Below are 10,785 nucleotides of genomic sequence, written 5' to 3' on the forward strand. Positions count from 1 at the left end.
CCGGCCCACGGCGGATCGACCTGGCGGACGCTGCCATCGGGCAGCTTTACCCGGGGGATACGCACTTCCAGGAAGCACTCGTGCTGGAAGAAGTTCAGGTGCCGGTAACGCTTGGCGACGGTGTCGTGAACCGGATGCTGGCCCTCCACGCCAGCCAGCGCGAAGCGGCTGCCGGCGATGAAGTCCACCCGGATGGTGAGCGTCTTGGCCGCCAAATCGAAGTCCGCGCCCGTCACCTGCCACGGCGGAGAGACCCCCAAGGCAGCCTCAAACAGCTTGTCAGTCATACCCGATCCCGTACCTGCTCAGGTCCAGCTTACCCACTCGAAATTGAAAAGAGGCCAAAAGGTAATCCCGGCAGCTTCAGACCGCCGCGGGCGAGGTCGATGATAGTGCGCAGGTTCGCGAAGGTGCGGAACCCTTACGCCCTGGCGGTGACGGAGCTGGCCCAGAACACGGCTTCAGCCCGGCCACGCTTCTACCTGTGACGCACAAATGACGCGGCGCGGGGATTCTCAGTCGAACAGCTTGCCCGGATTCATGATCCCATTCGGGTCTAGCACCGCCTTGATGCCGCGCATCACCGCAATCTCCGCCGGGCTGCGGGTGCTCCACAGGTAGGGTTTCTTGACCAGTCCGATGCCATGCTCGGCGGAAATGGTGCCGCCGTGGCGCTGCAGCAGCTCGGCCAGCAGCTTGGTGACGCGATCGCAGTCGGCGACGAAATCGGCCTGCGTCATGGCGTCAGGTTTCAGGATGTTGATGTGCAGGTTGCCGTCGCCGATGTGGCCAAACCAGACCACTTCAAACTGCGGGTATTCGCGGGCCAGCAGTGCCTGCGCCTCGGCCAGAAAGGCCGGCATCGCCGAGATCCGCACGGCCACGTCGTTCTTGTAGGGAACGTAGCGGGCAAGGCTTTCGGTGATGCCTTCGCGTAGGCGCCAGAGTTGCGCTGCCTGCGCCTGGCTGGTGGCCAGCACGCCGTCCACGATCACGCCGTCCTGCAGCCCCTGTTCAAACAACGCCAGCACTTCGGCCTCGGCATCAGGGCCGGCATCGAACTCGGTGACCACGTAATACGGGGCGGGCTGCGCAAATGGGGGCTGGCCACCGCCGTGGGCCAGCACATGGCGCAGGGCCACATCGGTCAAGAACTCGAATGCCTGCAACCGCAGCCGTGCCCGGAACAAGGCAAACACTGCCATCAGGGCCTCGAAGCCAGGCAATGCCAACAGCATGGTCTGGCCGGACGGGGCAGGCTCGGTGAGCGAAAGCGTGGCCTCCACCACGATTCCCAGGGTGCCTTCGGCGCCGATGACCAGATGCCGCAGGTCATAGCCGCTGGAATCCTTGATCAGGGCGCGGCCAAGCTCCAGCAGTTCACCAGTCCCGGTGACCAGTTTGAGGCCAGCGATCCAGGCGCGGGTGTTGCCATAGCGCAGCACGCGGATGCCGCCGGCATTGGTGGCAATCGTGCCGCCGATGCTGGCCGAGCCGCGTGCGGCAAAGTCGACCGGATACTGCAGCCCATGTTCACGGGCGATGTCCTGCACCCGCTGCAACGGAATGCCGGCCTGCACGGTGAGGGTCCGATCCACCGGATCAACGCCCAACACCCGCTGCATCCGCTCCAGACTGACCACCAGTTCGCCGTTGGCCGCCACGGCCCCGCCTGAAAGACCCGTGCGGCCGCCAGACGGCACCACCGCCACCCTGGCGTCGTTGGCCCAGCGCACGATGCCCTGCACGTCTTCCACGCGATCCGGCAAGGCGATGGCCAACGGCGCCGGCGTCCAGCGCCGGGTCCAGTCGCGGCCGTAGTGCTCAAGGTCGGCAGGATCGGTGAGCAGGCGCAGGCCCGGCAAGGCAGCGCGCAGGGAGGCAAGACGGGGATCGGACATGGCAGGTGCTGGCAACGCAAAGAACCGGCCGACCATACCATGACGCAGCGCAACAATGGCGCTGGATTTCTGGCTATAGTCGCCTTCCCTTCACCGCTTGCCGATTTCCCGCATGCCCCCGAAAACGACCTCGTTCCCCCGGCAGGATATCCGCGTGCTGCTGCTGGAAGGGATCAGCCAGACCGCCGTAGAGGCCTTTCGCGCCGCCGGGTACACCCAAATCGAATGGCATCCCAAGGCGCTGCCGGACGCTGAACTGAAAACGCGCATTGCCGAGGCCCACATCATCGGCATCCGTTCCCGCACCCAGCTCACCGCCCAGGTGCTGGCCGAGGCGCGCCGGCTGATCGCCATCGGCTGCTTCTGCATCGGCACCAACCAGGTCGATCTCGATGCCGCCGAACTGGCCGGCATTCCGGTGTTCAATGCGCCATATTCCAATACCCGCAGCGTCGCCGAACTGGTGGTGGCGCAGACCGTCATGCTGATGCGCGGCATCCCGCAGAAAAATGCCGACTGCCATCGCGGCATCTGGAACAAGAGCGCCGACGGCAGCCATGAAGTGCGCGGCAAGACATTGGGCATCGTCGGGTACGGCCACATCGGCACCCAAGTCGGGGTGCTGGCGGAAGCCCTGGGGATGCGGGTGATCTTCCACGACATCCAGACCAAACTGGCGCTGGGCAATGCACAACCGGCCGCCGGGCTGGATGACCTGCTGGCCCGTGCCGATGTGGTGACCCTGCACGTGCCGGACACGCCAGCGACGCGACACATGATCGCTGCCCCGCAACTGGCACGGATGAAACCTGGCGCCCATCTGATCAACGCCTCGCGCGGCACCGTGGTGGATATCGACGCCCTGGCCGATGCGCTGGCCAAGGGCCGGCTGGGCGGCGCTGCCGTGGATGTGTTCCCGGTAGAACCGGAGGCCAATGGCCCCGGCTTCGAATCACCGCTACGCGCTTTTGACAACGTGCTGCTGACCCCGCATGTCGGTGGCAGCACCCTGGAAGCGCAGGACAATATCGGCACGGAAGTGGCGGCCAAGCTGATCCGCTACAGCGACAACGGCAGCACGCTGTCGGCAGTGAACTTCCCGGAAGTGGCCCTGCCCGAACACGAGGGCAGCCTGCGCCTGCTGCATATCCATCGCAACGTGCCCGGGATGCTGTCGCAGATCAACGAGGTCTTCAGCCGGCATCAGGTCAATATCGATGGCCAGTTCCTGCGCACCCACCCCAAGGTGGGCTACGTGGTGATCGACGTCAACGCCAATCCAGCCCAGGGCCAACTCCTGAAGGATGCGCTGGCCGCCATCCCCGGCACCCTGCGTACCCGGGTGCTGTACTGAACGTCTGCGTCGAGGCCACCCTAGCCAAGCCCACGTCGCCGCACGCTTGCGCCCGCGCTGACTGCGCGGGCGAGCCTTGATGTGCATGTGCCACAGAGCCTGTCAGGCTTGTTGAAGCCGGTGCGGATGCGCTGATCGCTGCGCCAGCCATTTGCCCGCCATGCGCCGCACCGAAGCATCGGCGTTTGCATCCTGCGCCAGCTCGCCAATGTCGCGCCAGGCCAGCGCCAACGACTCCGGGCTGACGACGAACGCCTCATCGACCCCGGCACGCACCACGTAGCGCACGTCGTAATGCCAGTGCGCAGGCACACCGCGATAGTCCGGAATCCAGTGCCGATCGAGATCAAAGATGCCAGGCACCAGGGTCAGACCGGATAGCCCGGACTCCTCCTCCGCTTCTCGCAAGGCCACCCGCGCCAGATCGGGGTCGCCATCGGCATGCCCGCCCAGCTGCAACCACAGCCCCAGCTTGCGGTGATGGGTCAGCAGCACCCGCGTGCCCGTGCGATCCACCAGCCAGCACGACGCTGTGAAATGCCCGGCCAGGCGCTCGCGCCGGAACGGATCCTGCGGATCATCCAGCAATGCCAGGAACGGCGCTGCCTGCTCCGGACACTGTGCTGCATAGGCCACAAGTTCCTGGCGAAAACGCGAGCGTGCATCCCCCATCGGCGTGATCCTGCTGACTGAATGGGCGCCATTATCCCCGAAGTGACGCCCGGCGCTTGTGCCAAGACCCTGGATGCGTATAAGGTCGGCGGCTTGTGGCGGCCTGCGCGGCGGCCATCCTTGCACCACTTCACGGGGAGCCTTCTGATGCTGTTCCAGCGTGTCAAACCGCTCGACAAGATCCTTGAAACCGCCGAAAAGAAATCGCTGACCCGCCAGCTCGGCGCACTCCAGCTCACCCTGCTGGGAATCGGCGCCATCATCGGCACCGGCATTTTCGTACTCACCGCCGCCGCCGCCCAGAAAGCCGGCCCCGGCATGATGTGGAGCTTCGTGATCGCGGGTGCCGTGTGCGCCGTGGCGGCACTGTGCTACTCCGAGATCGCCTCGATGGTGCCGGTATCCGGTTCGGCCTACACCTACACCTATGCCGTGATGGGTGAGCTGCTGGCCTGGATGGTCGGCTGGGCGCTGATTCTTGAGTACGCCGTGGCCGCCTCGGCGGTTTCAGTGGGCTGGTCTGGTTACTTCATGGGGCTGGTGAAAAGCGCCACCGGCTTCGAGCTCCCTGCGGCGTTGGCGTCCGGCCCGGCGTGGGCGTTCAAAAACGGCCTGCCACACGTGGATTTCAGCCACGGCGTGTTCAACCTGCCGGCAGTGGTGATTGCACTCGGCGTGACCTGGCTGCTGATGATCGGCACCACCGAGAGCGCACGCGTCAACGCCATCCTGGTGGCCATCAAGATCGCCGCACTGACCGCCTTCATCGCGCTGACCCTGCCGGTTATCAATGGTGCCCACTTCGAACCATTCGCCCCCAATGGCTGGTTTGGCAATGGCAACGGATCCGGGCTTGGTATCGTTGGCGCCGCAGCCTCGATCTTCTTTGCCTACGTCGGCTTCGATGCGGTCTCCACCGCCGCCGAGGAAACCCGCAACCCGCAGCGCAACGTCCCGATCGGCCTGATCGGCAGCCTGGGCGTGTGCACCGTGTTCTACCTGCTGGTGGCCGCAGGCGCCGTCGGCGTGATCGGCGCCCAGCCCACCGCCCCGGGCGTGCAGCCGGGCTCGCCGGAGTTCGTGGCGCAATGCCAGGCCCTGCTGGCGCAGGGGCAGGAACCGCTGGTCTGCTCGAAGGAGGCGCTGGCGCACGTGCTGCGGATGATGCACCACGAACGCATCGGTGATCTGGTCGGTCTGGCCGCCAACCTGGCGTTGCCATCGGTGATTCTGATGATGCTCTACGGCCAGACCAGAATCTTCTTCGTGATGGCGCGCGATGGCCTGCTGCCGGAAAAACTGGCCGACGTCCATCCGAAATGGAAGACCCCGCACAAGGTGACGCTGCTCACCGGGCTGTTCGTGGCGATTGCCGCCGCCCTGTTCCCGGTTGGCCAGCTTGCTGACATCTCCAACTCCGGCACCCTGTTCGCCTTCTTCATGGTGGCAGTGGCGGTGCTGATCCTGCGGGTCAAGGATCCCAACCGGCACCGCCCGTTCCGCACCCCGCTGGTGTGGATCGTGGCCCCGCTGGCAGCCGCCGGCACCATCTTCCTCTACGTCAACCTGCCGTTCGAGGCCAAGATGGTGCTTCCGGTCTGGGGTGGCATCGGCCTGCTCCTGTACTTCCTGTACGGCTACCGCAAGAGCCATCTGGCACGCGGCGTGGTGGAAGTCCCCGAGGCCGATACCAACGCCCCCCCCAAGCCGGTGCCGCCAATCCAGGACTGACGCCACAGGCATGGGTCAACCCGTCATACAACAAAACCCCGGCAATGCCGGGGTTTTGTTGTATCTGGGAAAGCGCTTGGACGCAGGCGGCGCGCACGCGCGCCACCTGAGGCTGGTTCACACCTTCTTGGCCCAGGCGCTGCACCAGCCCTTGGCAGACACGCTGTTCTTGGGGAACAGCTGGCACGGGCCATAAGCGGCACCGGCGGCGCCCTTGAAGAAGTTGCAGTTGGCGCAATGGCTGCCCGCCTTGAACGCCGGATGTTTGACTGTGGCGGCATCCTCGCTATAGGCCAGCGCCTTGGCCGCAGGATCAGCCGGCGTCAGCTTGGGAAGATCAGCCGCCTGGGCCTGCAGGCTGCGCAATGCCATGGGTGCCGCTGCCGCAGCAACCGCTGCCAGCGTCATGAAGCGGCGACGGGAGGGGTCAAACGTCATGGAACACCTCGTGGGTTGTGAGGGAAAAGGGTACACCTGCAACGATACGCCCTTTGCCACCCCACGACACTGCCCTGGATCAATGCCGGATGGTGCCGATTTGGGCTATTCTGTCTGGTCATTTTCTGCCCGCCGCTGCATGCACGACCACGAGCGCGCCGCCCGCCAGTCATTGATCGACCACTGTCGCGCCATGAACGCCAGTGGGCTGTCCCTGCACAAGTCCGGCAACGCCAGCCTGCGCTGGGGCAACGGGCTGCTGATCACTCCCACCGGCCGCGCCTATGACCGTCTGCAGCCGGAGGACATCGTCTATCTGGATGCTGACGGCACCTGCCCGCCCGGGCAGCTGATCCCGTCCAGCGAGTGGCGCTTTCACGCCGCGATTCTCAATGCGTTTCCCGATGTGAATGCAGTGGTGCATGCGCATTCTCCGCACGCCACCGCACTGGCCTGCCTGGGCGAGGGCATCCCGCCGTTCCATTACATGGTGGCGGTGGCTGGCGGCACCCACATCCCCTGCGCCGAATACGCCACCTTCGGCACCGCCGCCCTGTCAGACAATGTGCTACGCGCGCTCGACGGCGGGCTGCGCGCCTGCCTGATGGCCAATCATGGTCAGGTGGCCACCGGCAGAACACTGGCGGAGGCCTATGCACTGGCCGAGGAAGTGGAAAATCTGGCGCGGCAATATCTGCTGGCCCGCAGTGTCGGCCCAACCCGCAATCTGCCACCGGAAGAAATGGCCCTGGTGCTGGAAAAATTCCGCTATTACGGCCAGCAACGGACACCTGAACGCATCTGATCGGCTGCTGCCAAATCGTCATATGTGACGCACACGGCAACCGTTACACTGCACCGATGGATACCCCCGCATTCGACCACACTCTGTTTGCCGGCTGCGCCGCCCAGATCATTCAGCACACCCGCGAACTGGCGGCCAAGGGCTGGACGCCGGCTACTGCTGGCAACTTCTCGATCCGGATGAGCCCGGAGCACGCCGCCATCACCATCTCCGGCAAGGACAAGGGCCGCCTGACCGAGGCCGACATCATGGTGGTGGATATGGCCAACCGCCCGGTTGCCACCCACCACCGCCCGTCTGCCGAAGCCGCATTGCACACCCACCTGTACCGCAAGTTTCCGGAGGTGGGGGCCGTGCTGCACACCCATTCCCCTAACCAGACCATCGCCGGCCTGCTGTATGCCAGCGAAGGCCGGATCCGTCTGCGCGGCTACGAGCTGTTCAAGGCCCTGCGTGGCCACACCACCCACGAAACCGAAGTGGATCTGCCGGTGGTGCCCAACTCGCAGGACATGGACGCCTTGACCGCCAGCGTCGATGCCGTGCTGACCCAGCCCAACACCTGGGGCTACCTGATCGCCGGGCACGGTCTGTACGCCTGGGGCCGCGACATCAACGAAGCCCGCCGGCATCTGGATGCCTTCGAGTTCATGCTCGGCTGCGAGCTGGAACTGCGCCGGCTAGGTGTGCGCTAACACGCCTCTGGCGAAATCAGAGGTAGAGGGAACCTGACATGAGCCGCTTGCGTATTTTCGAAGACCATGCGCCGCAGGCGCCGATTCTGATCACCGATGCGCTGGACACCATGACCGCCGAGCTAGCCCGGATCGGTGTTCAGCTGGAACGCTGGCAGCCGGCCCACCCGGTCCAGCCGGGCGACCCGCCGGAAGCGATCATGGCGGCCTACCAGGCCGACATCGACCGGCTGGTCGAAGCCCGCGGCTTCAACAGCGTGGACGTGGTCAGCATCGCCCCCGATCACCCCGATCGCGAAGCACTGCGCGCCAAGTTCCTCGACGAGCATTACCACAAGGAAGACGAGGTGCGCTTCTTCGTGGCCGGCTCCGGCCTGTTCACCCTGCACGTCGGGAATCGCGTGTATGAAATCCTGTGCGAGGCCGGTGACCTGATCTCGGTGCCAGATGGCATGCGCCACTGGTTCGACATGGGGCCACGGCCGTATTTCGTCGCCATCCGCTTCTTCACCTCACCGGACGGCTGGGTTGGCCACTTCACCGGCACCGATATCGCCGCCCGTTTCCCACGTTACGAAGAAGGTCAGGCCCGGTGAGCACCCTTCTGACCGATATCGAAGGCACAACGTCCAGCATCGCCTTCGTCCGCGATGTGCTGTTCCCATACGCCCGTGCGCGGCTCCCGGCCTTCGTGCAGGCACACCGACACGACCCGGCCGTGCGTCGCTGGCTGGACGCTGTGGCGGTGGAGATCGCCGCCGGCGCCTGCGACGATGATGTGATCGTCGAGACCCTGCAGGGCTGGATCGACCAGGACCGCAAACACACCGCGCTGAAAGCCCTGCAGGGCATGATCTGGGAGGCCGGCTACCGCGATGGCGACTTCCTTGCCCCGCTCTACCCCGATGTGCTGCCCGCACTGCGAGCCTGGCATACGGCCGGCCACCGGCTGGCGGTGTATTCCTCCGGCTCGGTGCCGGCACAGAAGCTGCTGTTTTCGCACACCGAGGCCGGCGACCTGACGCCGCTGTTTTCCGGCTTCTTCGATACCGAAATCGGCGGCAAGCGCGAGCCCGACAGCTACCGCCGCATCGCCGAGCAGCTTGGCAGCGCGCCGTTTGACCTGCTGTTTTTGTCCGATGTGGTCGCCGAGCTCGACGCCGCCCGCGACGCGGGGCTGCGCACCGTGCTGATCGACCGCCGCGACGACTACCCGCAGCCGCGCCTGGGCGAAGCCACCCACGGCCATGTGCGGGTGGAATCATTCGCCGAGATCGATCCCGACCTGGGCCGTTGAGGCACCGCCCACACGCCGGTGTACGCACGCTGCTGGCCAGCGTGTGTCGCGATCGCGCACATACGCGCTGTCACCACACCTGCGGCGGGCATGTCGTGATGGCAATGTGAGGTGCGACGCGCAAAAGGAACGGGATCAGCCCGGCATCAACGGGCATCAAGCAGCGAATAGGTGGTCGTGGCTCTGACCTCGCCGCGCCAGCGGTCGAACGCGCGCACCTCGATGCGGTGTTCGCCGGCAGCCAATCTGGTGGGCAGCGCCGCGCGCCAGAGATGTGGCGAGGCTTCCGCCTCCGGCGAGCGGTCATAGCCGCGCAGTGCGGTGGCCTCGTCGTCGCGCACATTCTCGGCCAGCAGGCGCGGATCCGGCTGCAGCACTTTCTTCATCGGCATCCAATCGCTGTCATCGACGCGGAACTCGACGCGGGTGTCGTCATCCCCCATATACACGTTGGCAAACACGCCCCACGCCGGATACGCGCCACGGCGCAACACCCGAGGGGCGTGCAGGCCGATCTGGGTATCCTGCGGATCGCGTGCAGGATGCCAGGCCAGCGCGTACTCGCCACCCGCCTTGACGGTCAACACCGCGTAGCCATTCGGCGTACCGTCGGCCATCGTCGTGTCGGGAATGCCGTCGGCATCCTTGACCCCGGACCAATACGCACCGCAAGCGGCGCCGACGTTGTACTCATGCAGCGGCCGAGCGCCTCGCCAGCCCTCGGCCTGGCCATACCAGACATGCCGCTGGCCATGGGTATGCGCGCTCAACACCAGCACATGCGGAAACGGCGCCAGCAGCGCAAACAAGCGTTCCCGGTCGGCGTGGCGGAAAGTTTCGCGGCCATCTCTGTCGAACAGCGGAATGTGCAGCGCCAGCACCAGCAAGCGATCCTTGGCCAGCGTGGGGAGCCAGCGCTCGAGGAAGGCGAACTGATCCTCGCGCAGGCCACCGACATAGGCCGGGGTCTGCCCTGGCTGCAGGATCACGTCATCCAGCACCACCAGGTTGACCAGCGCACTCTGCCGCGCCTGGGTGTCCGGGCCGATGGCCGCAAGGAATGCCGTCAGCGATGTCTCGTCACGCACTGCGCCGGGATCGACATCATGATTGCCCGGCGCATACAGCCAGGGCACGCCCAGGCTGGCCGTGACCCGTTTCACCTCCGGCAACAGGGCCGGCACATCATCGACCAGATCCCCCAGGGTGATGCCCAGCCGGGCCGCGTGCTGGCCCTGCAGCGGCTGGACGATATCGCGCAGGAAATAGGTGACATCCACCGGCGACTTCACCTGCGGATCACCGAACACCAGCACCTGCGCCGAAGCCCCATCGAGCGCGGCAGCAACCCGTTGGTAGCGAAAACAGCCCGGCCCCTGCCCGCCATCGACAGCCGGCAACGGCTGCCCCCGCTCGATTTCGACCGGCACGCAGCCGGCATGCACCCCGCCAGCCAGCCCGGCCAGCCCTAGCAGACACCCCATCAGCCATCGCATGCGCATGGCCCATTATGGCGCGGCAAAGGTGACCGACGGAATCTCGGCGCGTACTCATGCTCATGCATCGCCGGGACTTGACTGCACTAGGGAAGGTCTGAACAACTCCGCCACTTTCAGCGAGAATGGGTCATCGGTTCAAGGGTGAGTTCGATGCAGCTATCGTTCGGTGATGCCGAAGGCATGGGTCGCAAGCGCACGCGGCGTGAGGTGTTCCTGGCGGAGATGGAGCAGGTGGTGCCGTGGCAGGCGCTGCTGGCCTTGATCGCGCCGCACTACCCGAAGATGGGCCGTCCCGGCCGACAGCCCTACCCCTTGGCGACGATGCTGCGCATCCACTTCCTGCAGCAGTGGTACGCGCTGTCTGATCCGGCGATGGAAGAGGCGCTGGTGGAC

11 protein-coding genes and 1 pseudogene are annotated in these 10,785 nt (G+C 65.6%); 7 read left to right on the forward strand and 5 right to left on the reverse strand.

What is annotated here, in order from left to right; all coding sequences use genetic code 11:
* Together BUA29_RS11045 and BUA29_RS11050 are read right to left on the reverse strand one after the other, a co-directional pair.
* Window positions 1–287, reverse strand: a pseudogene (locus tag BUA29_RS11045) (ISL3 family transposase); the annotation flags it as partial.
* Window positions 288–515: 228 nt separating this feature from the next.
* Complete coding sequence (locus tag BUA29_RS11050) at window positions 516–1,901, reverse strand: FAD-binding oxidoreductase (protein ID WP_072756605.1); 1,386 nt, start codon at window positions 1,899–1,901, stop codon at window positions 516–518.
* Between the two features lie 112 nt (window positions 1,902–2,013).
* Here BUA29_RS11050 and serA point away from each other — a divergent pair, with 112 nt between their 5' ends.
* A complete protein-coding gene (gene serA / locus BUA29_RS11055; protein ID WP_072756597.1) occupies window positions 2,014–3,255 on the forward strand; it encodes a phosphoglycerate dehydrogenase in 1,242 nt (413 codons plus the stop codon).
* A 102-nt stretch (window positions 3,256–3,357) separates the two neighbouring features.
* Here serA and BUA29_RS11060 read toward each other — a convergent pair whose 3' ends face one another.
* Window positions 3,358–3,927 carry an NUDIX hydrolase gene (locus tag BUA29_RS11060; RefSeq protein ID WP_072756598.1) on the reverse strand — a complete coding sequence of 190 codons (570 nt, stop codon included), beginning with the start codon at window positions 3,925–3,927 and terminating at the stop codon, window positions 3,358–3,360.
* Between the two features lie 147 nt (window positions 3,928–4,074).
* On the opposite strand from BUA29_RS11060, the gene BUA29_RS11065 reads away from it, so the two are divergent.
* On the forward strand, window positions 4,075–5,658 hold the full coding sequence (locus tag BUA29_RS11065) for an amino acid permease (protein ID WP_072756599.1): 1,584 nt from the start codon (window positions 4,075–4,077) through the stop codon (window positions 5,656–5,658).
* A 117-nt stretch (window positions 5,659–5,775) separates the two neighbouring features.
* Here BUA29_RS11065 and BUA29_RS11070 read toward each other — a convergent pair whose 3' ends face one another.
* Window positions 5,776–6,096 (reverse strand): high-potential iron-sulfur protein, encoded by a 321-nt coding sequence (locus BUA29_RS11070; protein ID WP_072756600.1) that lies wholly within the window; start codon window positions 6,094–6,096, stop codon window positions 5,776–5,778.
* 139 nt (window positions 6,097–6,235) lie between these two features.
* On the opposite strand from BUA29_RS11070, the gene BUA29_RS11075 reads away from it, so the two are divergent.
* From BUA29_RS11075 to mtnC, 4 genes are read left to right on the forward strand one after another with little or no spacing between them, the layout of a single operon-like run.
* Window positions 6,236–6,901: a class II aldolase/adducin family protein gene (locus BUA29_RS11075; RefSeq protein ID WP_072756606.1), complete on the forward strand. Its 666-nt coding sequence runs from the start codon at window positions 6,236–6,238 to the stop codon at window positions 6,899–6,901.
* 56 nt (window positions 6,902–6,957) lie between these two features.
* Window positions 6,958–7,596 carry a methylthioribulose 1-phosphate dehydratase gene (locus tag BUA29_RS11080; protein WP_072756601.1) on the forward strand — a complete coding sequence of 213 codons (639 nt, stop codon included), beginning with the start codon at window positions 6,958–6,960 and terminating at the stop codon, window positions 7,594–7,596.
* Window positions 7,597–7,634: 38 nt separating this feature from the next.
* Window positions 7,635–8,192, forward strand: coding sequence for a 1,2-dihydroxy-3-keto-5-methylthiopentene dioxygenase (locus BUA29_RS11085; RefSeq protein WP_072756602.1), 558 nt, complete (start codon window positions 7,635–7,637; stop codon window positions 8,190–8,192).
* A complete protein-coding gene (mtnC, locus tag BUA29_RS11090) occupies window positions 8,189–8,893 on the forward strand; it encodes an acireductone synthase (RefSeq protein ID WP_072756603.1) in 705 nt (234 codons plus the stop codon). Before BUA29_RS11085 ends, mtnC begins: the two co-directional genes overlap by 4 nt.
* A gap of 146 nt (window positions 8,894–9,039) precedes the next feature.
* Here the strand turns inward: mtnC and BUA29_RS11095 are convergent, their stop codons facing one another.
* Window positions 9,040–10,395: a calcineurin-like phosphoesterase C-terminal domain-containing protein gene (locus tag BUA29_RS11095; protein ID WP_072756604.1), complete on the reverse strand. Its 1,356-nt coding sequence runs from the start codon at window positions 10,393–10,395 to the stop codon at window positions 9,040–9,042.
* A gap of 147 nt (window positions 10,396–10,542) precedes the next feature.
* On the opposite strand from BUA29_RS11095, the gene BUA29_RS11100 reads away from it, so the two are divergent.
* The coding region (locus BUA29_RS11100) for a transposase (RefSeq protein ID WP_143148930.1) at window positions 10,543–10,785 on the forward strand (243 nt) is incomplete at its 3' end.

The organism is Thermomonas hydrothermalis (genome assembly GCF_900129205.1).
In the GTDB taxonomy this organism is placed as follows: domain Bacteria; phylum Pseudomonadota; class Gammaproteobacteria; order Xanthomonadales; family Xanthomonadaceae; genus Thermomonas; species Thermomonas hydrothermalis.

Excerpts from the sequence above, each read along its gene's own strand:
- BUA29_RS11060 (WP_072756598.1), bottom strand. The coding sequence starts at position 3,927 with ATGGGGGATGCACGCTCGCGTTTTCGCCAGGAACTTGTGGCCTATGCA.
- BUA29_RS11085 (WP_072756602.1), top strand. The coding sequence starts at position 7,635 with ATGAGCCGCTTGCGTATTTTCGAAGACCATGCGCCGCAGGCGCCGATT.
- BUA29_RS11080 (WP_072756601.1), top strand. The coding sequence starts at position 6,958 with ATGGATACCCCCGCATTCGACCACACTCTGTTTGCCGGCTGCGCCGCC.
- BUA29_RS11095 (WP_072756604.1), bottom strand. The coding sequence starts at position 10,395 with ATGCGCATGCGATGGCTGATGGGGTGTCTGCTAGGGCTGGCCGGGCTG.
- BUA29_RS11065 (WP_072756599.1), top strand. The coding sequence starts at position 4,075 with ATGCTGTTCCAGCGTGTCAAACCGCTCGACAAGATCCTTGAAACCGCC.
- BUA29_RS11050 (WP_072756605.1), bottom strand. The coding sequence starts at position 1,901 with ATGTCCGATCCCCGTCTTGCCTCCCTGCGCGCTGCCTTGCCGGGCCTG.
- serA (WP_072756597.1), top strand. The coding sequence starts at position 2,014 with ATGCCCCCGAAAACGACCTCGTTCCCCCGGCAGGATATCCGCGTGCTG.
- BUA29_RS11075 (WP_072756606.1), top strand. The coding sequence starts at position 6,236 with ATGCACGACCACGAGCGCGCCGCCCGCCAGTCATTGATCGACCACTGT.
- BUA29_RS11070 (WP_072756600.1), bottom strand. The coding sequence starts at position 6,096 with ATGACGTTTGACCCCTCCCGTCGCCGCTTCATGACGCTGGCAGCGGTT.